The sequence below is a fragment of the Streptomyces sp. NPDC054863 genome (assembly GCF_053610825.1).
This window is the reverse complement of sequence record NZ_JBSGZD010000066.1, coordinates 1-20,794: the sequence shown is the minus strand read 5'-3', so window position 1 is coordinate 20,794 and position 20,794 is coordinate 1. Positions and strand designations below refer to the sequence as shown.

Genomic DNA, 20,794 nt, shown 5'->3' with positions numbered 1-20,794 from the left:
GACGAAGCCGGTGGGCGGCCGGGGGCCGGCGAGCAGTTCGCGGGCTGCCGCGCGGCCCAGTTCGGCGGCGTCCTTGTCGCCGAACTCGGTGGTGGCGGCGCCCGGGTGGACGAGTGCTTCGGCGGGGTCGAGTCCCGCTTCCTCCAGTGCCGTACGGAAGCCTCGCAGGCGCTCGCGCCGGTTGACGCTGTGCACGGAGCCGGAGACGAACGCGAGTCTGCGGTGGCCGAGTTCGAGCAGGTGGCGGGTGGCGAGTTCGGCGCCCATGGCGTTGTCCACGCTGATGCTGGCGAGCGACGGCGGGTCCCCGGCCTGGGCGCTGCGGTCGAAGGCGACCATCTTCAGGCCTCGCTTGAGGAGCGGGGCGACGTGGTCGAGGGAGGGGAGGGAGGAGCACAGGACCACTCCGCTGACGCCGTCGGCGAGCAGTTCCTCTCCGTACTTGAGCTCACGGGCCGGATCGCGCTCACTGTTGCACAGGAGCACGTGGTAGCCCTCGGCGAGGGCGATCGCCTCCAACTCCCTTGCCAGGGAGCCCCAGAAGGGGTTCGCGACCGAGGGCACGATGAGGCCGATCACCTTGATCCTGCCGGTACGCAGCATCCTGGCCGCGCGGTTGGGGCGGTAGCTCAGCCGCTCTATCGCCTCCTCGACCCGGGCGAGGGTGGCGGGCTGCATGCGTTCGGCGCGGCCGTTGAGCACGTTGGACACCGTGCTCGCGGACACCCCTGCGGCTTCCGCCACCTGATGGATCGTTACCCCGTTCATGCCACCTCCGGCTCGGCGTGTGTGTACGTCGACAAGTGTACCGATTTACTGAACTCCCTCTACCGGTACAGCCCTTGAGGGGCCGAAAGATTCTTGTGCGGTAGCTGTTGACGGCCCCGTAACCCGTTCTTAGCATCAGTGCATCGATTTACCGGCGGCTTCACGTCAGGACTTGGCCCCATGCGCTGGATCGATCCACCAACTCCACCTCAAAAGGGGTGTCCCATGGAACTCAACAGACGATCGGTGCTGGCCGCGATCGCCGCAGGCACGGCCGCGGCGGTCACCGGCTGCGGCGCCGGGGGTGCGGCGGGCGGCTCGGCGGACGGTCCGGCCGAGGGCAGGATCACGCTGCTCACCCCCATCTTCGAAGGCGCGGACGGCAAGAAGCTGCTGGAGGGGGAGATCCTCGGCGGGTTCCGGAAGAAGTATCCGAAGGTCGAGGTGAACGTCGACTACACGACGTACACCCACCTCAACGAGAAGATCACCACCGGGCTCGCGGGCGGGCTGCTGCCCGATGTGCTGATGATGGGCGTCGGCTGGATCCCGCCGTTCGCCGCCAAGAAGGCGATCGCCGAGCTTCCCGAGTCGCTGGCCGCCCGGCACGCGTACGAGAAGCGGGTGCTGGAGCCGTCCCGGCACGAAGGGAAGCTGTACGCACTGCCGGTGGTGCTCGACACCCGCATCGTCGTCTACCGCAAGGACCACTTCGCTGCGGCGGGCGTGCGGAAGACACCGCAGAACTGGGCCGAACTCCGAGTGGTGGCCAAGCAGTTGACGCGCAGCGGGCGGATCGGGTTCGACCCGTTCTCGATCGATCTGCGGCAGTGCTGGGAGACGTTCCTGTTCGCCAACGGCGGGTCGCTGTTCAGTGCGGACGGCAAGAAGGTGCTGTTCACGGACCGGCGCGGGGTGGAGGCGCTCCAGTTCTTCAAGGACCTCGTCGCCGACGGGTCCGCCGACTACGCGAAGAAGACGAGCGTCGGGTCGCCCACCAACATCCAGACCGGCAAGGCCTCGATGATGATGACGACCAGCGCCCTGTGGAAGCAACTGAAGGCGGAGAACCCGGAGTTGATCGCCGGGGACAAGGTCGGCTCCTTCGTCCTCGGGAACCGGCAGCCCGCGATGCTCCAGGGCGGCACCCTCGTCACCCAGTCGGCGCGCAGCACCCGCCCGGCGGCGGCCCGCGCCCTCGTCGAACACCTCGCCCGGCCGGAGTCGATCCTCGCCACGGCGCAGCAGCGCGGTTCGGTGCCGGGGCTGCGCGAAGTGGGTCCCGCGGGCGCCGGTTACGTCAAGGAGAACCAGTTCGTCGACCTGTCCCTGCGGAACCTGGGCAACGCCCGCTCCGAGGGCGGCTCCGCCGCCTGGATGGAGATCAGGGAGAAGATCAAGCCGACGCTGGAGCCCGCCGTGGTGGGCGGCCAGTCGGCGGCCGCCGCTATCGCCGAACTCGGCAGGCTGGCCGAAGCCGCCATCGCGCGGACGTGAGGAGGGATCGCCGTGGGAGCCCTCTCCGTAGTGAAGGCGCTGCCGTCCGGGCCGCCGCCGGTCTCGTCCTCCGACCGAGATGCTGACGTACCGTCACCAACGTTTCGACACAAGGGCGGTGCTGCCGGACGGCGGCGCCGCAGGGCCGGCCTGCTGATGGTCGCGCCCGCGCTGCTGCACGCGGCGCTGTGGATCGGGCTGCCGGTCCTCGCCACGCTCGTCCTGGCCTTCACCTCGTACGACGTGCTGAGCGCGCCGCGCTTCGTGGGCCTGGACAACTTCCGGGACATGCTCGGCGACGCGGTGTTCCGCACGTCGATCTGGAACACCGTCGTCTACACCTTCTTCACCGTGCCCTTCGGGATGGGGCTCGGGCTGCTGCTGGCGCTGGCGCTGAACTCCGGCCTGCGGGCGCGCGGGGTGTTCCGCACGGCGGTGTTCCTGCCGCAGGTGACCGCGACCGTCGCCATCGCCCTGGTCTGGCTGTGGATCTTCAATCCGGGCAACGGGCTGCTCAACACCCTGCTGAGCTTCCTCGGCGTTCAGGGCCCCGCCTGGCTGTCGTCGACGTCGTGGGCGATGCCCTCGGTGATCCTGGTCGGGATCTGGCAGGGCATCGGGATGAAGATGCTGATCTATCTGGCCGCGCTCCAGGGCCTGCCGAAGGAGCTGTACGAGGCCGCGTCGGTGGACGGCGCCTCACGACGGCGGCAGTTCTTCTCGATCACGCTGCCGCTGCTGAAGCCCGCCACGTTCTTCGTGTTCATCACATCGATGATCACCGCGTTCCAGTCCTTCGACCAGATCTACGTCCTCACCGACGGGGGCCCCGCGCACAGCACCACGATGATGACGTACGAGATCTACAAGTCGGCATTCCGGGAGTTCCGCATCGGGTACGCCTGCGCACAGTCGCTGGTGCTGTTCGTGCTGCTGATGGGTTTCACCCTGGTCAACCGGCGGATCATGGGAGGCAGCCGTGGCACCGGCTGAGCGACGGGCCGGGCAACCGGCCGAGCAACGACGCGACACGGTCGCCGAGCGGCCGGTGTCCGCGGGGCGGATCGCGCTCCACGCGGGCCTGGCGGCGGTCTCGCTGCTGATGGTGGTGCCGTTCGTGTGGATGGTGCTGACCTCGCTGAAGACCCCGGCGGAGATCGCGTCCCAGGACGCGGGGCTGCTGCCCTCCCAGTGGGTGTTCGGGAACTACGTCGACGCCTTCGACGCCGCGCCGTTCGCCACGTACGCCCGCAACAGCTTCATCATCGCCTTCAGCCACACGGTGCTGAACGTGGTGGTGGCCTCGATGGCCGGGTACGCGCTGGCACGGCTCAGGTTCCGGGGCAGCGACCTCATCTTCTACTGCTTCGTCGCGGCGCTGATGATCCCGACGTACACGAAGGTGCTGCCGGAGTTCCTGATCGTCCGCTTCATGCCGCTGTCCGGCGGCAACGACCTGTTCGGGCAGGGCGGCAGCGGCTGGCTGGACACCTGGTGGGCGCTGATCGTGCCGGGGGCGGTGACTCCTTTCGCGGTGTTCCTCTTCCGCCAGTTCTATCTGGACCTGCCGGTGGAGCTGGAGGAGGCGGCCCGGCTCGACGGGCTCAGCGAGTTCCGCATCTACGCGCAGATCATGACGCCGCAGGTGAAGCCGGCGCTGACCACGGTGGCGCTGCTGACCTTCGAGTCGTCGTGGAACAACTTCCTGTGGCCGCTGCTGGTGACCCGCTCCGACGACCTGCGGGTGATCCAGGTGGGGCTTTCGGTGTTCCAGACCGAGAACAACACCCAGTGGCACTACCTGATGGCCGGGACGACCCTGGCCACCCTGCCGATGGTGGCGCTCTTCCTGCTGGGCCAGCGGTACTTCGTGCAGGGCTTCGCCACCGCCGGGCTCAAGTAGCCCTATTCCTCACCCAGTTGACCACTTCCGGAAAGGCACTCTTCCCATGTCTCCTGCACTCACCGGCGCCCGCGCGCTGGTCACCGGCGCCGGGCACGGCATCGGCCGGGCCATCGCCGTCGCGCTCGCCGAGGCCGGCGCCGACGTCGCCGTGCACTTCCACAGTTCCGCCGAGGAGGCCGGGCGGACGGTCGCCGCCGTCGAGGCGCTGGGCGGCCGGGCCAAGGCGTTCGGCGCCGACGTCACCGTGACGGCGGAGGTCGACCGCCTCCTGGAGGAGGCCACCGGATTCCTCGGCGGTCTCGACGTCCTGGTCTGCAACGCGGGCCACCTGGTGGGCCGCCGGCCCGTCGCCGACATGTCGGACGACCACTTCGCACGCGTGCTGGACACCAACCTCACGTCCACGTTCCGCACCTGCCGGGCGGCGCTCCCCCACCTGACGCGTTCCGGGGCCGGGCGGATCATCACGATGTCCTCGTTGGCCGCGCACAACGGCGGCGGCCCGGGTTCGGTGGCGTACGCAGCCGCCAAGGCAGGGGTGCGCGGCTTCACCAAGGGGCTTGCGAAGGAGGTCGCCGGGGCGGGCATCACCGTGAACGCGGTCGCGCCCGGCTTCATCCGGGGCACCGCCTTCCACGACACGTTCACCGCACCCGACGCCCAGCAGGCGATGGAGGCGGGCATCCCGGTGGGCCGGGCCGGCACCCCCGAGGACGTGGCGGCGGCCGTCGTGCACCTGGCCTCCCCCTCCTCCGGCTTCCTGACCGGCAGCACGGTGGACATCGACGGTGGCGTATGGCCGCGTTGAGCCCGGAGCCCGGGAGGGGAGCGCGGTCGATACCGCGCGAGCGGGGCGGCTGGTGGCATGCGTACGTCTGCCCCGCCCACGGCGTCGAGCTCGTCCACGGCGATCTGCTCGGCGGGGTCTTCCCCGGGGGCGGCGCCCGGTGCTCGTACGGCTGCCGGGTCGACACCGGCACAGTGCGCGGAGCCTGGCGGGTGCTCTCGCACCAGGCGTGGGCCCGGCACCTGCGGGTGTCGGCGCACCGGGGCGAGCGGGGCGACCGGAGTGGGACAGTGCGGCGGCTGGCCGAATACGCCCTGCTGTACGAGGAGTTGACGGCGCAGCTCGATCCGGACACGCCCGCGTGGATGCTCCGGGGCCGGCTCTTCCAGCAGGCCCTGACCGACTCGCTGTGGGCAGTGAACATCGGGCATGCCGTGCTGACGCTCGCCGAGACGGGCGCACCGGCCGGACTCGATGCCGTACTCCCGCTGCTCGACCGGCTGGAGCAGGCCGCGTCCGAGGCCCGGGACGTGCTCGTGGCACGCGGCGACCTGGCGTCCAACTACACCGCCTGGCACAACGCGGCGGGCATCGCCGCGGGCCGGGCGGCGTGCGCCGTGCGCGGGACGCCGTGGGACGGCGCGAAGACCTGGCTCGACGGCGAATCAGGGGTGTACGCGCAGCTACGGGCGGCCGTGGCGGCGGACGGCTGGGAGTGGGAGGGCAGCACCTACTACCACGGCTTCGTGCTGCGGGCGGCGCTGCTCGCCCTGCGCGGCACGGATCCCGCGGCCCTCCCGGCGAACGTGGCGGATCTCGTCGTGGGCATGACGCGGGTCCTGGAACGCATCAGTACGGACGGCGGTCTGCTGCCCGCACTGCACGACGGCCCCTACCTGCGCCGGCCACTGGCCCTGGAGTGGCTCGAACTCTGCTCCCTGGCAGGGCAGTTCGTGCACGCTCCGCGGCTGGCGGCGGTGGCGCGGGCGGCCCGCGAGGAGCTGGGCGAGGCGGACGACGGACTGGACAGGCTGCTGGGCGGCTGGTTCGCGGGGCCGCCGTTGACGGTGGAGGGCACGGGCGGGCCAGGCCCGGTGCACGTCTTCCGGGATGCCGGATACGCGGTCGTGCGCGCGCCGGGCGTGCAGGCCCTGCTGGACTTCGGCCCGCACGGCGGCTCGCACGGGCACCGTGACAAGCTGGCCCTGTACCTGTACGGCGCGCGGACGCCGTGGCAGCCGGATCCTGGTCAAGTCCCTTACCAGCAGGGGGAGTTCCGCGACCTGTACGCCTCCACGGCCGCACACCCCGCGTTCCGGGTGGACGGCGCGGAGCAGGCCGAGTGCACGGGGCGGCTGCTGACCGCAGGCCCCGTGTCGGTGACGGCCGAGGTGACGGAGGCGTACGAGGGAGTGCGGGCGGTACGGCACGTGGAGGCCGGCTCCTGCTATCTGGTCGACGTGCTGACCGTAAGGCCGCAGCGGGGCGGCGAGCGGCGCATCACCGCACAGCTGCGGCCCGGCACCGCACTGGATGTGCAGGTGCAGGCGGAAGGGCCCGTGCGCACGCTCTGGTACGGGGAGGAGACCCTGCACGGGTGGCACGCCGCCTCCGCGCCGGTACGCCCCTTCACACGACCCGCTCCGGGGCCCGCCGACGATCCCCAACGCGCCGCCCGCTGGGTCGACTTCACCGCGTACGCCGAGGACCTGGTCACCTTCGTCTCGGTCTATCAGGCGGCCGACGCCGGACCCGCGGTGGCCGGCGTCAGGCTGACCGGGAGCGCGGTGCGCGTCGAACTCGCCGACGGCCGCAGCTTCCCGCACCCGCTGCCCGCCGCCACCCACCCCCAGGAGGGCTGACCGTGCTGCTCTCCGCCACTCCCCCACCCGGCCCGCGCCCCGCCCAGCGGGTCCGGGTGCTCCAGGAGGCCGTCCGCAACCTGGGCCGCACTCCGCCCGCCGCCCACCCCTCCGCCAGCATCACCTGGCTGGGGCCCGCCGCCGCCAACCCCGCCCTCGCCCACCGGCTGACCGGCGACCGTGCCCACCTCGCCGAGAGCGAGCGCTGGCTCAGGGCCGCCGTGCGCCTGCCGCACTGGGGCAAGGCGCACATGCCCGACCACGACCTGGACGCGGCCTGGCTGCTGCACGGCCTGTCCCTCTCGTACCACTGGCTCGGCGACGCGCTCGACCCGGACCTGCGGGCGCTGCTGCACCACAAACTCCTCTTGCAGGGGCGGCGGTTGTACGAGTTCGCGCTCGCCACCGAGGGCCGCTGGTGGTCCTCCTCGTACTGGCAGAACCACAACTGGATCTGCTACGCGGGCCTGGCCACGGCCGGTTACGTACTGGGCAAGGAGGAGTGGACCGAGCGCGCCAAAGCCAACCTGGGCCGGGTCCTGGACCTGCTGCCCGCCGACGGTTCGCACGCCGAGGGCGTCGTCTACTGGCGCTACGGCGTGCCCTGGCTCGCCGCACACCTCGATCTGCTCCAGGAGGCGGAGGGCGTCGACTGGTGGGAGCGGGGCGGGCATGCCGGGCGAGGCGGGTTCATGGCGAACACGTTCCGATTCCGCCTGCACCAGAGCACCCCCGGCTTCGCCGCCCAGGTCGCTCACGGCGACTGCCACGACCGGCGCAGCGGGCACAGCGCCGCCCTGTACTACCGGCTGGCCGCCCGCTTCGGCATCGCCGAGGCGCAGTGGCTGGGCGACCTGGTGAGCGAGGAACTGCTGTGGGAGGAGGCGGCGGAGAGCGGGGTGCGGCCGGGCATCCTGCCGGAGGCGTACTTGGAGTACCTCTGGTACGACCCGTCCGTCCCGGCCCGCAAGCCCGCCGAACTGCGGGCGTACTTCCCAGACCTGGGGCTCGTGGCCGCCCGTACGGGATGGGACGCGGGAGCGCACCTGGTGTCGTTCAAGGCGAGCCCCGGTGGAGGGCACCAGGCGTGGGAGGCAGCGGCGAAGCACCGCGCGGAGAGTGGCTGGGAGACCCTCAACACCGGTCACCAGCACCCCGATTCGGGGTCCTTCGTGCTGGTGTCACAGGGCGCTTTCCTGGCCGTGGACGAGGGCTACAGCAACCGCAAACTGACCGCGCACCACAATCTGCTACTGGTGGACGGGCAGGGATTCGCCGACGAGGACCGCTTCCACGTCTACCAGGACATTCCCTACGAGCGCCGCGCGCGGCAGCGCGACGTGCTGGTGACGGAGGGCAGCGGGCCCGGCTGGGCGCACGCGACCGCCGAGATCGCCGCGATGTACGACCCGGCACTGGGGATGCGGCGGCTGGACCGCACCCTCGTGTTCACGCCGTCCGGGCGGCTGGTGCTGCTCGACCTCGCGGAGGCGGAGGCGGACCGCGCCTGGACGTTCCTGCTCCAGACGGACGGTCCGGCGGAAGGGGTCGACCCGGACACGGCGCCGGCCGAGCACCGGATACGGGCCGGGGCGGCGCGGGCCCGGGTGCGCAGGTTCGCCCCGTACGACGCCGAGGTCGGTGCCACGGTCACGGAGGTGACGGCCAATCCGACGTCCAGCACACCGGAACTGCACCTCACCCGCACCCTGCACACCCTGCGCACCACCACGCCCCGCACCCGGCGGACGCACTTCCTCACCGCCGTGGAGCCGGGGGACGCGCCGACCGGCCGGGAGGTGGCATGCGAGGAGGGGTACGGGGAGGCGTACGGGGTGGACTTCGGTGACGAGTGCGTGCTGCTCTCGCCCGTCGAGCGGCGCATCCGTACCGACCGGGTGACCGCCGACGCGGCGGCCGTGCTGCTCTCCGGTTCCGATGACGGCGGGGGTGGCGGTGGCACAGTGACCGTGGTCCTGGCGACGCGGGTGGTGGTGCGGGGGCGGCTGATTCTCGACGTTCGGGAGCCCTTCACGGGGTCCCTCGACAGGACGGTGCACCGACGATGACGACGACCACGCTCACGCCCGCCAAGCTGTCGAGGACCTGGCCGACGCTGCTGCGCAGGCTGGAGTACGTCGCGTATCCGGCGGCGGCAGGTGCCGCGTTCGCCGTGCTGGCGCTCGGGGTGGTGACCTGGCTGCCCGCGCTCGCGGCGATGGCGTACGCACTGCAGCGGTGGCGGGTGGACGGGGACGGCCGGTGCTTCGCCGGGGTGTTCGCCGCCTTCCCGCGCTACTGGCGCGCACTGTGGCGGCACGGGCTGCTCGCCACGGCGGCTGCCGTGCTCCTCCTCTCCAACTCCCTTTCTTTGCTGGGCCGTTCGAGCGTGGTGGCATTTCTGGTATTGGCCGCGCAGGCCGGTGTCGGGGCCGCTTTCGTCGTGCACCACGTGGCGCTGGCGGCGCGGGCCGGGCTGGAGCCCGAGGGTTCGCCGGCCGGGTGGACGCGCGGGGCGCTGGTGCTCGCCTTCGGTTCGGTGAGCCGTGGCACGGCCCTGCTGGGCGCCGTGATCTCGGCGTCCGTGCTCTCTCTCGTCGTACCGCTCGGGCCCCTGCTGCTCGGTCCGAGCGTGCCCGTACTTCTCGCCCTGTTCCTGGCCGATCCCCGGCCCTCGTCCCCAAGTTCCCCGAACTCTCCAAGTTCCCCGAACTCCCCGGAGGCACAGTCATGAGCCGTCTGCTGACCACCACACTCGCCGCCGCCCTCGCGGCCGGATCGTTCGCGGTCCTGCCGTCGCCCTCTCCCGTGCTCGCCACCACGTACTACGTCAGCCCCTCCGGCAGCGACGCCAACTCCGGTACGACGTCGGGGAGTCCGCTGGCCACCGTGCAGCGCGCGCTGGACCTGGCGCCGACCGGTGCGGCCGTGCGGCTCGCCCCGGGCACGTACCGCCAGGACTTCGTGACCCGGCGCGCCGGAGTCACCGTCACCGGCCCGGCGACCGCCGTGGTCAAGGGCGCGGGCAACGCCCGCATCGTCCAGGTGCAGCACGACGGGACGGTCCTCCAAGGCTTCACCGTGGACGGACTCCACGGCGCGGCCGACGCGGTGGAGGGCTACCGGCTCAAGCTCGTATATGTCATGAGCACGACTCCAGGGGACGGCGTGTCCGGACTGAGCATGACCGGGATGACCTTCAAGAACGCGGCCGACGAATGCGTACGGCTGCGCTATCTCGTCACCGGCGCCGACGTCTCCGGCAACACCATCACGAACTGCGGCGTCGCCGACTTCAAGTTCGGCGGCGGCGGCAAGAACGGCGAGGGCATCTACCTCGGCACCGCCCCCGAGCAGCAGGGCCAGAACGGCGCTCCGGACGCCGCGCCCGACGTCAGCCGGGGCAACCGCATCCACCACAACACCATCGACACGCGCGGCAACGAGTGCGTCGACGTGAAGGAGAACTCCACGGCCAACTTCGTGGAGCACAACAACTGCACCGGCCAGCGCGACACCAGCTCGGGCGGCCTCGACGCACGCGGCAGCGGCAATACGTTCCGCTACAACACCGTGCACGGCAACCGTGGCGCGGGCATCCGGCTCGGCGGGGACACCGCCACCGACGGGACGCACACCGGGATCTACGGCAACACGATCACCGGGAACGGGGGCGGCGGCATCAAGTTCATGCGCACCCCGCAGGGCCCGGTCTGCAACAACACCATGAGCGGCAACACGGGCGGCGACTCCGTGGGGACGTACGGCTCCGACTACGCGCCGACCGGGGCGTGCGCGTCATGACCGAAGAGACGACAGACTCGGGCGGGCTTCTCGGGCGGCGCGGAATCCTCGCCGGGGCCGCAGGACTCGCCGGGGCCGCAGGACTCGCCGGGGCCGCAGGACTCGCCGCCGCCACGGCGGCCGGGTCACCGGCGCGGGCAGCGACCGGTGAGGAGCTTCGTCGAGCCGGGCCCCACCCCTCCTCCTCCTGGGTCACCTCCTGGGCCACCGCCCAGACCGCGCCGCTGCCGGCCGACTCGGTGGCGTACCGCGGGGTCACCCACGGATTGTTCCGTGCGACGCTGCGGCTGTCAGCGGGTGGGCGCGTCCGGCTGCGGTACGGGCACGCCTTCGGCGCCGTACCCGTACGGATCGGCCCTGTGACGGCCGGCGGGCGGCCGGTGACCTTCGGCGGGGAACGCGAGACGTGGCTGTACGCCGGTGCCTCGCTGACCAGCGATCCGGTGGCGGGGCTGCGAGTGGCGGCAGGGTCGGACCTGACGGTCGAGACGCGGCTGCCTGGGCCGACCGGGCCGCTGTCGTTCCACCGCCACACGCACGCCTCGCACTGGCTGGACGGGGTGCGCACCACCTCGGTGTTCCTGCTCAACGGCGTGGACGTGGCGGAGACTTCGGGGCCGTCGGCGGCTTCAGGGCCCTCGGTGGCCGTCCTCGGGGACTCCATCACCGAGGGCGTCGGCACCCCGGACGACGCGAACCTGCGCTGGCCCGACCAGCTCGCCCGTCGCTTCCCCGGGGCGGCCGTCGCCAACCTCGGGATCAGCGGCAACCGGCTGCTGCTCGACGACGTACGGTTCGGGCCCGGCGGACAGGCCCGCTTCGACCGTGACGTACGCGGGCTGCCGGGGCTGCGCACGCTGATCGTCGCGCTCGGGGTCAACGACCTCCAGCAGGCGCCGGAGCAGCGGGACCCGGCTCGATTCCTCGCCGCGTACCGGCAGTTGGTGGTGCGCGGGCACGATGCCGGGCTGCGGGTGGCGGGCGGGACGATCACCCCCTTCGAGGGGTGGGCCCGCTGGACCCCCGAGGCGGAAGCGGTACGGGGGGAGGTCAACCGGGTGGTGCGGTCCGGTCGCGTTTTCGACGCGGTCGTCGATCTGGATCGGGCGGTACGGGATCCGTCCCGGCCCGCGAGGCTGCTGCCCGCTTATGACAACGGGGACCATCTGCATCCGAATGCAGCGGGGCACGGGGCGCTTGCTTCGGCGGTCGAGAGGAGGGTGCTCGGGTGAGGGCCGAACCCGAAGCCGAGCGTCCGCCGGATGGGCGGTTGGAATCTGCGGGTGATTCGTGGCTGGTCGCGCCCACGCGGCGGAGCCGCATATCGATACAGCCCCGCGCCCTGAAGGGGCGCCCTCAGTCTGTCTTAGGGAGCATGATGAACGAGCACACGTCCAGGCGGAGCGTCCTGTGGGGAGCCGCAGTAGCCGGTGCCACCGCCTTGCTCCCGGCCTCCGTTCACGCCGCCCAGCCCGCCGACGACTCCCCTTCCGCCCTTCGGGCCCGCTGGCACCGGCTGCTTACCGGTGGGCCAGGGCTCGATCTCGACGATCCGTTGATCGTCGCCGCCGTCGGCCGGGTCGGGCGGGTGGGGGCCAGCGCCGCGAAGGGGCTGGATCCCACCCGTACCGACGGGTTGTGGCCCGACCTGACCAGCACCACCCTCTCGAACCACGTCTCCTCCTCCTTCCGCCGCCTCGCCTCCCTCGCCACCGCCTGGGCCGTCCCCGGCACTCCGCAGCACGCGGATCCCGCCGTCGCCCGGCTGCTGACGGACTCCCTCGACTGGCTGCTCGACCGCCGCTACGGGCCGGCCCATCCCCGTTTCGACAACGACTACGACTGGGAGATCGGCGCCGCCCTCGCCCTCAACGACACCGCCGTCCTGCTCCACGGCGTCCTGGGTACGGACCGGCTGGCCCGGATCAACACCGCCGTACGGCACTACACGCCCGACCCGAACCTGTGGCGCGCCGACCGCCAGATCGCCACCGGTGCGAATCGGGTGTGGGTGTCCACCGTCGTCGCCGTCAACGCCGTGCTGCGCGAGGACACGGCCGGACTCGGGCGGGTGCGCGACGCACTGTCCGACGTGGAGGGCGGCGGCACGAACAGCGTGCTCGCCTTCAACGACCGTACGGACAGCGGCAGTTCGGGATCGGGAGAAGGGTTCTACTCCGACGGCTCCTTCCTCCAGCACTACAAGCACCCGTACAACGGCGGCTACGGCAAGGAGCAGCTGAACAACGTCTCCCGGCTGCTGCACCTCCTGTCCGGCACCCCGTGGCGGGTCACCGACCCCGATCTGGCGAACGTGCCGCGCTGGGTGGACGAGGGCTTCGACCCGCTGATGGCGCGCGGCGATCTGATGGCGTCGGTGTGCGGGCGCGAGATCGCCCGCCCCAGCAAGCAGGGCCACGCCGCGACGCAGACGGTGATCGAGGCGGTGCTGCGGCTCATCCCCGCGTTCCCCGGTGAGACCGCCGACCGGTTCACCTCCCTCGCCAAGCAGTGGATCACCGAGGACACCTACCGGGACTTCCTCTCCGTCACCGACCTGGCCTCCCTGCTCGCGGCCCGTGAGGTGCTGGCCTCGCCGGTACGGGCGCGGGGCCCGCTCCTCGCGCACAAGCAGCACCCCCGGATGGACAAGGCCGCCCACCACAGGCCCGCGTTCGCGCTCGGCATCTCCGCGTACTCGACCCGCGTCTACAACTACGAGTCGATCCAGAACGAGAACCTGCACGGCTGGCACCTGTCCGACGGCATGCTGATGCTGCACACGGCCACCGACCTCGCCCACTACAGCGAGGACTACTGGCCCACCGTCGACCCGGCCCGGCTCCCCGGCACCACCGTCGTGTCCGGCCGCCCGGCCGACGCGGCGGGCCACCGCACCACGAGCACGGCCGCCTGGGCGGGCGGCGCGGCCCTGCCCGGCACGACGCTCGGGGCGTACGGCATGGAGCTGCGGGCGTACGGGAGTTCGCTGCGCGCGCTGAAGAGCTGGTTCTGCCTGGACGACCTGATCGCCTGCGTCGGCTCCGGCATCAGCAGCCCGGGAACGGGCGCCGTCGAGACCATCATCGAGAACCGCAAGCTGACGGACCCCCGCGCCGCCCTCCTCGTCAACGGCTCCCCCGCTCCCACCGCCCCCGGCGGGCCCACCGCGCTGGACGGGGTGCGCTGGCTGCACCTGGCGGGCACCGGCGGATACGTCTTCCCGCGCCCCGCCCGCGTGCACGCCCTGCGGGAGCAGCGCACCGCCACCTGGCGGGAGATCAACCTCAAGTACGGCACCGACACCCCGGTGACCCGCCCCTACCTCACCCTGTGGCACGGCCACGGTCCGAGCCCCACCGACGCGGGCTACTTCCACCTCCAGGCCCCCGCCGCGTCCGCCGGGCGCACCCGGCTGTGGTCGGCCGCCCCGCCCGTACGGCTGGTGGCCGCGACGGCTTCCGTGCACGCGGTACGCCGCCTCTCCGACGGGCTGCTCGCCGCGAACTTCTGGGCGGCGGGCCGCGCCCAGGAGCTGTCCGCCGACGGCCCGGCGTCCGTCCTGCTGCGGACGGCGGGCCGGACGACGACCGTCGCACTCTCGGACCCGACCCAGCTGCGCGACCGCGTCATCATCGAACTGGCCGCTCCTGGAATGGAGTTGACCTCCACCGGACCACGCGTACGGGCCGAACGCGTCCCCGGCGGCCTGCGCATCACGGCCGACACGGCGGGCCTGCACGGCGCAACCCTCCACCTGGCCCTCGCCCGCACCCTCTCCCCCACCCCCTCCAGGAGCTGACCTTGCTGTTCGACATGGATCTGGACCGGCTGCGCACCTACCGGCCGGAGCCGGAGGAGCCCGCGGACTTCGACGCGTTCTGGGCGAAGACCCTCGCCGAGGCCGAACGGCGCCCGGTGGACGCCGAGTTCGTACCGTACGAGGCGGGCCTGACCACGGTGGACGTCCTCGACGTGACGTTCCGAGGCTGGGGAGGGCAGCCCGTGAAGGCCTGGCTGCTGCTGCCGCGCGGCCGGACCGGGCCGCTGGCGACGGTGGTGCAGTACATCGGCTACAACGGCGGGCGCGGCATCCCGTACTCCTGGCTCACCTGGAGCGCACTGGGGTACGCCCACCTCGTCATGGACAACCGGGGCCAGGGCGGCGGCGGCAAGAACACCGCCGACACCCCCGACCTCGCCCCCGAGGGGCACGGCTCCTCGTCGCCCGGGTTCCTCACCCGTGGCATCGAGGACCCGTACCGGCACTACTACCGGCGGCTGATCACCGACGCCGTACGCGCGGTGGACGCGGCGAAGGCGCATCCGGACGTCGACCCGGCACGGGTCGTCGTGCTGGGCGGCAGCCAGGGCGGCGGACTGGCGCTCGCCGTGGCGGGACTGCGGGACGACGTGGCGGCGGCGGTGGCGGACGTGCCGTTCCTGTGCCACTACCGGCGTGCCTCGCAGATCACCGACTCCGGTCCGTACGCGGAGGTCGCCCGCTGGCTGTCGGGCAACCGGCAGCACGTCGAGCGGGCCATGGCGACGCTGTCCTACTTCGACGGGGTCAACTTCGCGGCGCGGGCGTCCTGTCCGGCCTGGTTCTCGGTGGGCCTGATGGACCGCATCTGCCCGTCGTCGACGGTGTTCGCGGCGTACCACCGCTATGCGGGCCCGGCCGAGATCGAGGTGTTCCCGTACAACGGCCACGAAGGCGGCGCCGAGTACGACCTGCCCCGCAAACTGGCCGCGCTGGCCACCGTCCTCACGAGGACGGGGTGAGTGCCGATCCTCTCCGCATGCACAGGCGCCGGTCGTCCTTCCGCGCGCTTCTCATGGGACAGGCTCCAACGGCGGTGCAGTGGCGCCCACTTGACGCTGCTTGGTCCAGACCAATAGCTTCCACGCATGCGTCGAAGACTTCTGAAAGGGTCGGCCCTCGTGGCCGCCGCCTGCGTCACTTCGCTCCTGGCCGCCCTGGCCCCCTCCGCGACCGCCGCACCTGCCGGGTCCGCACCCGCTGCTGCCCGGCAGAGTGCGGGCCACAGCGCGTCGCCCGCCCTCAAACGGGTCGGGTACTTCACCCAATGGGGGGTGTACGGCCGTGACTTCCAGATCCAGGACCTGGACTCCAACGGCACGGCAGCCCGCCTCACCCACCTCAACTACGCCTTCGGCAACGTCGACAAGAGCGGCAAGTGCTTCCTCACGCCCGTCCCCGGCGAGAGCGATCCGTGGGCCGACTACCAGCGTCCGATGGACGCCGAGAACTCCGTCGACGGCGTGGCCGACACCGACACCCAGGCCCTCGCCGGGAACTTCCACCAGATCAAGGAGCTGAAGGCCAAGCACCGTGGCCTCAAGGCCCTTGTCTCACTGGGCGGTTGGAGCTGGTCGACGCACTTCTCCGACGCCGCCCTCACCCCCTCGTCCCGCAAGGCACTCGTCTCCTCCTGCATCGACCTGTACATCAAGGGCGACCTGCCCAAGGACGGTGCGCGCGGCGGCGAAGGGGCCGCGGCCGGGGTGTTCGACGGCATCGACATCGACTGGGAGTGGCCGGGCTCGGCGGGCGACACCGACACCGTGTACCGGCCCGAGGACAAGCAGAACTTCACCGCGCTGGTACGGGAGTTCCGCACCCAGCTCGACGCGTACGGCAAGCAGCAGCGCAAGCACTACGAGCTGTCCGCCTTCGCGCCGACCGCCGACGAGAAGATCGACGCGGGCTTCGAGGTCCGCAAGGTGATGAAGGACTTCGACTTCGTCAACCTCCAGGGTTACGACTTCCACGTCAGCGGCGAGAAGAGGACGGCGCAGCAGTCGGCGCTCTTCGCCCGGGGCGACTTCAGCGTGCACGGCACGGTGGAGTCCTGGCTGAAGCGCGGCGCGCCCGCCCGCAAACTGGTCGTCGGCATGCCGTTCTACGGGCAGGGCTGGACCGGCGTCACCGGCGGCGGCAACGGTCTCGGCAAGCCCGCCACCGGGCCCGCCCCGGCCAAGTGGGCGGCCGGTTACGCGGACTACAAGGAACTCCAGCCCCTGGTGCGGGAAGGGAAGTTCAAGGTCCACCGGGATCTGCTGCGCGGCCACGCCTGGCTGTTCGACGGCACGACCCTGTGGACGTACGACGACCCGCTGGTCCTGGCCACCAAGGCCGCCTACGTACGGGCCCGGGGCCTGGGCGGCGCGATGGCCTGGTCGCTGGACGCCGACACCTCCGGCGGCGACCTGATGCGCGCCCTCGACCGGGGGCTCGGCCGCTGAGGACGTGCCCCGCAGGAATCCGGTGGCGGCCCCGGCTCCGTACGGCCCAGGATGGAACGTATGAGTGATCAATCCGAACGCTGGAGCCAGGCGAGCATCTACCCCGACATGTGGGCGGATCCGGACGACGACCCCCGCGAGAGCGAGGGTGCCGGCCCTGAAGGTGAACTCGCCACGCTGCTGGACTTCCTGTCGGGCTACCGCATGACCCTGCGGATGAAGTGCGAGGGCCTGGACGCCGAGCAGCTGGCCCGTCGGTCGGTGCCGCCGTCGACGATGTCGCTGCTCGGTCTGGTGCGCCACCTCGTCGAGGTGGAGCGGGACTGGCACAACTGGATCGACGACAGTGATCCGCTGCCGAAGCTGTACGGCAAGCGCGACGCGGACTTCGACGGGGCGGTGGGCGAACAGTCCGTGGTCGACGCCGCGTTCGCCGATCTGGAGCGCGAGCAGGCCGCGACCGACGCCGCACTGGCCGCACACCCGGACCTGGGCGAGCGCCTGCCGAAGGACGGGATCGCGGTCCGCGAGCTGATGGTGCACAGGATCGAGGAGTACGCCCGGCACTGCGGGCACGCCGATCTGCTGCGCGAGTGCGTCGACGGCCGGGTGGGCCAGTAGCGCGGGCCGGGGGTGGAGGGGCTGGGGACGGTGTCGTCGGCAGCCCCTCCGGGTCGGCCGGTGTCGTCCCGTACGCAGCCCTGTCGTCCCGTACGCAGCCCCTCGGGTCAGGCCCCTCGGGTCAGGCTTCTCGGGTCAGGGGAGGACGACGTTGCGGTACTGGGCCTCGCTCATGCTCCGGAAGGCTTCCTCGGCCTCTTCCAGCGGGTAGCTGCGGGTCATCGGGCGGATGCCCTTGAGGGCGGCGAAGGCGAGGGTCTCCTCGGCGTCCTTCGCGTGGCCGCTGTACCAGCCGGTGACCTCGCGGCGGCCGAAGAGAAGCAGTTCGGGGTTGATGTCGAGGGGCCGGTGGTCGTTGGCGACGACGACCAGGCGGCCGTTGGGGCGCAGGCCCTGGACCAGGTCGCTCTGGGCGGGGCTGACGCCGACGGTGCTCAGGACGACGGTGGCTCCGCCGAGTGCGGCCAGGGCCTGGCCCGCGCTGCCTTCGGTGGAGTCGACGTACTCGTCGGCGCCGAGCCCGCGGGCCAGTTCCTCCTTGTCCCGGCCGCGGCTGACCGCGATCGTACGGAAGCCCATCCTGTCGGCGAACTGCACGCCGAGGTGGCCCAGGCCGCCGATGCCGTGGACGGCGACGGTGTCGCCCGGGCGGGCGCCGCTGTGGCGCAGCGCGTTGAACGTGGTCAGCCCGGCGCACATCAGCGGGGCCGCCTCCTCGAAGGAGAGCGCGGCGGGGATGCGGGCGAGGGCGTCCTGCGGGGCGCGGACGTACTCGGCGTAGCCGCCGTCGTACGAGGCACCGACGATCTTGCGGTCCACGCAGTTGACGAAGTCGCCCTGCCGGCAGTGGTCGCAGGTGGCGCAGGAACCGCCGTGCCAGCCGATGCCGACGCGGTCGCCGGTGCGCCAGGCGGTGACGCCTTCGCCGACCGCGTGGACCTCACCGGCGATCTCGTGCCCCGGCACGCGGGGCAGTGCGGTGCCGAGGGCGCCGTGGCGGGCGATGTTCTCGCCGCCGCACACGCCACAGGCCCGTACGCGCACCAGGACCTGGCCGGGTCCCGCTGCGGGGACGGGGATCTCGGCGAGCTCGAAGGGGGCGCCGGCGGTGACGGCCTGTACAGCGCGCATGGTGCTCATGAGGGGGGGTTCCTTCCCGTACGGCCGTACTGCGGGTACGGCCTCTGTGATGCGCCTCCACCTTCACCCCGCAGCCGGGAACCAGCCACGGGGCTCCTTACCCGGGGGACGGCATCCCCTGGTTCGCACCGGCGCGAGCGGCGACCATGGAGCAATGGACCTCGCAGAACTCGGTGCCTTCCTCAAGTCGCGGCGCGACCGCATCCGCCCCGGCGACGTCGGCCTGACCGCAGGACCGCGCCGCCGGGTGCCGGGGCTGCGCCGGGAGGAGGTCGCCCACCTGGCCGGGGCCTCGGTGGACTACTACACCGAGCTGGAGCGCGGCGGCAGCGCCCGCCCCTCCGAGCAGATGCTCACCGCGCTGGCCAGGGCGCTGCGGCTGACCAGCGACGAGCGCAACCACCTGTTCCACCTGGCGGGCCACCCGACCCCGCCGCTGCACGGTCCGCTGGGGCATGTCCACCCGGCGATGCTCGCGCTGTTCGACCGGCTGGCGGACACCCCCGCGAGGATCATGACGGACCTGCACGAGCCGCTGACGCAGAACCGGCTCGCCACCGCGCTCCTCGGCCCGCTGCCCACCGTCCAGAACCGGCGGCCCGGCACCGACAGCCACGTGTACCTGTGGTTCACCGACCCCGGCACCCGCGACCTCTACCCGGCCGAGGACCACGCCCGCCACTCCCGCGACTTCGTCTGCGACCTGCGCGCGGTCGCGGCCCGCCGCGACGATCCGGACGTCCACCGCATGGTCGCCGAACTGCGCACCCGCAGCGAGGAGTTCGCCGCCCTCTGGGAGGAGCGCGACGTCGCGCTGCGCCGACACGCGACCAAGCGGCTCGTCCACCCGGTGATCGGCGCGATCGAACTGGACTGCCACAACCTGTTCAGCGAGGACGGCCGCCGGCGCCTGCTCTGGCTGTCCGCCCCGCCCGGCAGCCCCGCCGCCGACCGGTTGGCGCTGCTGGCGGTCGTCGGTACGCAGGAACTCCCCACCGGGGAGCGGTTCGTGCAGTGACACGTGCTGCTGCCGGACCGGTCAGGATTCGAGAAGCGCAGGCCGGGGAGCCGGACCTAGCATGCTCGTCATGGACATCACGATTCACACCACCGCCCTCCCGCACGTCGACCCGGACGCGTCCGTGGCCTTCTACCGCGACACCCTCGGCTTCGAGGTCCGCAGCGACGTCGGGCAGGGCACGATGCGCTGGATCACGGTCGGCCCGGTCGGACAGCCCGGCACCTCCATCCTGTTGGCCCCGCCGGCCGCCGACCCCGGGATCACCGAGGACGAGCGCCGCACCATCACCGAGATGATGGCCAAGGGCACGTACGGCTGGATCCTGCTGGCCACCCCGGACCTCGACGGTACGTTCGCGAAGGTGCGGGCCGGTGACGCCGAGGTCGTCCAGGAGCCGACCGAGCAGCCGTACGGCATCCGCGACTGCGCCTTCCGTGACCCGGCGGGCAATCTGATCCGCATCCAGGAGCTCCGCCGGGCCGAGTGAGCCCGAGAGGACTCGAAGGGGGTTCATTCATGTGTCATCCCTCGTGGGGAGCCGCACGCGCCGAGGCTCAGCGTCTGGACGACGCCGCGCGGCTGCGTCGTGACCGCGACCGCACCGAAGGGCAGACCGACCGGGAGGACGTTCCGCCTCCCCCGCTGCCCGACCGACTCGTACCGCTCGTACCGCTCGTACCGCTCGTACCGCTCGTACCGCTCGTACCGCTCGTACTGGAGGAAGCATGAAGGAGGCGCCGCCGCGCGGGCTTGCGGAGAGGCTGCGGGACACCCGCGCGAGGCTGGAGAGCGACATCGACCTCTGGGTCGCGACGGCCGGCTCGCCCGGCGGCGTCCACCTCGTCCCGCTCTCGTTCCTCTGGGACGGGACCGCGTTCCTCGTCTCGACGCCGCGTTCCTCGGTCACCGCCCGCAATCTGCTGGCGGACGACCGGGTGCGGCTGAGCCTCGGGCCGACCCGTGACGTCGTCCTCGTGGACGGCACCGCCGAGCCGGTGGACCTCGCCGGTCTCGGTCCTGAGAAGGGTGGCGAGTTCGCCGCCAAGACCGGATTCGACCCGCGCGAACTGACGAGTACGTACCAGTACTTCCTGATCAGGCCGCGGCGCGTCCAGGCC

The 20,794-nt window shown here is 71.9% G+C and carries 19 protein-coding genes; 17 read left to right on the top strand and 2 right to left on the bottom strand.

Features of this window, described 5'->3' with window-relative positions; genetic code table 11:
• The coding region (locus tag ACWGIG_RS15170) for a LacI family DNA-binding transcriptional regulator (RefSeq protein WP_453322039.1) at nt 1-768 on the bottom strand (768 nt) is incomplete at its 3' end.
• 225 nt (nt 769-993) lie between these two features.
• On the opposite strand from ACWGIG_RS15170, the gene ACWGIG_RS15165 reads away from it, so the two are divergent.
• From ACWGIG_RS15165 to ACWGIG_RS15105, 13 genes are all read left to right on the top strand, one after another.
• Nucleotides 994-2,265 carry an extracellular solute-binding protein gene (locus ACWGIG_RS15165; RefSeq protein WP_453322038.1) on the top strand — a complete coding sequence of 424 codons (1,272 nt, stop codon included), beginning with the start codon at nt 994-996 and terminating at the stop codon, nt 2,263-2,265.
• 156 nt (nt 2,266-2,421) lie between these two features.
• The gene (locus ACWGIG_RS15160; protein WP_453322037.1) at nt 2,422-3,258 is read left to right on the top strand and encodes a carbohydrate ABC transporter permease; all 837 of its coding nucleotides are present in this window, start codon (nt 2,422-2,424) and stop codon (nt 3,256-3,258) included.
• The gene (locus ACWGIG_RS15155; protein ID WP_453322036.1) at nt 3,245-4,168 is read left to right on the top strand and encodes a carbohydrate ABC transporter permease; all 924 of its coding nucleotides are present in this window, start codon (nt 3,245-3,247) and stop codon (nt 4,166-4,168) included. The genes ACWGIG_RS15160 and ACWGIG_RS15155 overlap by 14 nt, the downstream gene beginning before the upstream one ends.
• Before the next feature lie 46 nt (nt 4,169-4,214).
• Nucleotides 4,215-4,979: an SDR family NAD(P)-dependent oxidoreductase gene (locus ACWGIG_RS15150; RefSeq protein ID WP_453322035.1), complete on the top strand. Its 765-nt coding sequence runs from the start codon at nt 4,215-4,217 to the stop codon at nt 4,977-4,979.
• The gene (locus ACWGIG_RS15145) at nt 4,967-6,820 is read left to right on the top strand and encodes a heparinase II/III domain-containing protein (RefSeq protein ID WP_453322034.1); all 1,854 of its coding nucleotides are present in this window, start codon (nt 4,967-4,969) and stop codon (nt 6,818-6,820) included. The genes ACWGIG_RS15150 and ACWGIG_RS15145 overlap by 13 nt, the downstream gene beginning before the upstream one ends.
• Before the next feature lie 2 nt (nt 6,821-6,822).
• Complete coding sequence (locus ACWGIG_RS15140; protein WP_453322033.1) at nt 6,823-8,889, top strand: hypothetical protein; 2,067 nt, start codon at nt 6,823-6,825, stop codon at nt 8,887-8,889.
• A complete protein-coding gene (locus ACWGIG_RS15135) occupies nt 8,886-9,554 on the top strand; it encodes a hypothetical protein (RefSeq protein ID WP_453322032.1) in 669 nt (222 codons plus the stop codon). The genes ACWGIG_RS15140 and ACWGIG_RS15135 overlap by 4 nt, the downstream gene beginning before the upstream one ends.
• Nucleotides 9,551-10,624, top strand: a complete 1,074-nt coding sequence (locus ACWGIG_RS15130; protein ID WP_453322031.1) for a right-handed parallel beta-helix repeat-containing protein — start codon at nt 9,551-9,553, stop codon at nt 10,622-10,624. The genes ACWGIG_RS15135 and ACWGIG_RS15130 overlap by 4 nt, the downstream gene beginning before the upstream one ends.
• Nucleotides 10,621-11,856, top strand: coding sequence for an SGNH/GDSL hydrolase family protein (locus ACWGIG_RS15125; RefSeq protein ID WP_453322030.1), 1,236 nt, complete (start codon nt 10,621-10,623; stop codon nt 11,854-11,856). Before ACWGIG_RS15130 ends, ACWGIG_RS15125 begins: the two co-directional genes overlap by 4 nt.
• 146 nt (nt 11,857-12,002) lie before the next feature.
• The gene (locus ACWGIG_RS15120; protein ID WP_453322029.1) at nt 12,003-14,426 is read left to right on the top strand and encodes a polysaccharide lyase 8 family protein; all 2,424 of its coding nucleotides are present in this window, start codon (nt 12,003-12,005) and stop codon (nt 14,424-14,426) included.
• Nucleotides 14,427-14,428: 2 nt separating this feature from the next.
• Nucleotides 14,429-15,409 (top strand): acetylxylan esterase, encoded by a 981-nt coding sequence (locus ACWGIG_RS15115; RefSeq protein ID WP_453322028.1) that lies wholly within the window; start codon nt 14,429-14,431, stop codon nt 15,407-15,409.
• Between the two features lie 126 nt (nt 15,410-15,535).
• Nucleotides 15,536-16,894 (top strand): glycoside hydrolase family 18 protein, encoded by a 1,359-nt coding sequence (locus ACWGIG_RS15110; protein WP_453322027.1) that lies wholly within the window; start codon nt 15,536-15,538, stop codon nt 16,892-16,894.
• Nucleotides 16,895-16,945: 51 nt separating this feature from the next.
• Nucleotides 16,946-17,515 (top strand): DinB family protein, encoded by a 570-nt coding sequence (locus ACWGIG_RS15105; protein WP_453322026.1) that lies wholly within the window; start codon nt 16,946-16,948, stop codon nt 17,513-17,515.
• 135 nt (nt 17,516-17,650) lie between these two features.
• On the opposite strand, the gene ACWGIG_RS15100 is transcribed toward ACWGIG_RS15105, so the two are convergent.
• Nucleotides 17,651-18,655: an alcohol dehydrogenase catalytic domain-containing protein gene (locus ACWGIG_RS15100; RefSeq protein ID WP_453322025.1), complete on the bottom strand. Its 1,005-nt coding sequence runs from the start codon at nt 18,653-18,655 to the stop codon at nt 17,651-17,653.
• A 154-nt stretch (nt 18,656-18,809) separates the two neighbouring features.
• Between ACWGIG_RS15100 and ACWGIG_RS15095 the strand changes: the two genes are divergently transcribed.
• The 4 genes from ACWGIG_RS15095 to ACWGIG_RS15080 form a co-directional block, all read left to right on the top strand.
• Nucleotides 18,810-19,673 (top strand): helix-turn-helix transcriptional regulator, encoded by an 864-nt coding sequence (locus ACWGIG_RS15095; protein ID WP_453322024.1) that lies wholly within the window; start codon nt 18,810-18,812, stop codon nt 19,671-19,673.
• Between the two features lie 70 nt (nt 19,674-19,743).
• Nucleotides 19,744-20,163: a VOC family protein gene (locus ACWGIG_RS15090; RefSeq protein ID WP_453322023.1), complete on the top strand. Its 420-nt coding sequence runs from the start codon at nt 19,744-19,746 to the stop codon at nt 20,161-20,163.
• A gap of 29 nt (nt 20,164-20,192) precedes the next feature.
• Entirely contained in the window at nt 20,193-20,405 is a 213-nt protein-coding gene (locus ACWGIG_RS15085; protein ID WP_453322022.1) for a hypothetical protein, read from the top strand.
• On the top strand, nt 20,402-20,794 hold a 393-nt coding region (locus tag ACWGIG_RS15080), incomplete at its 3' end, for a pyridoxamine 5'-phosphate oxidase family protein (RefSeq protein ID WP_453322021.1). The genes ACWGIG_RS15085 and ACWGIG_RS15080, both read left to right, overlap by 4 nt.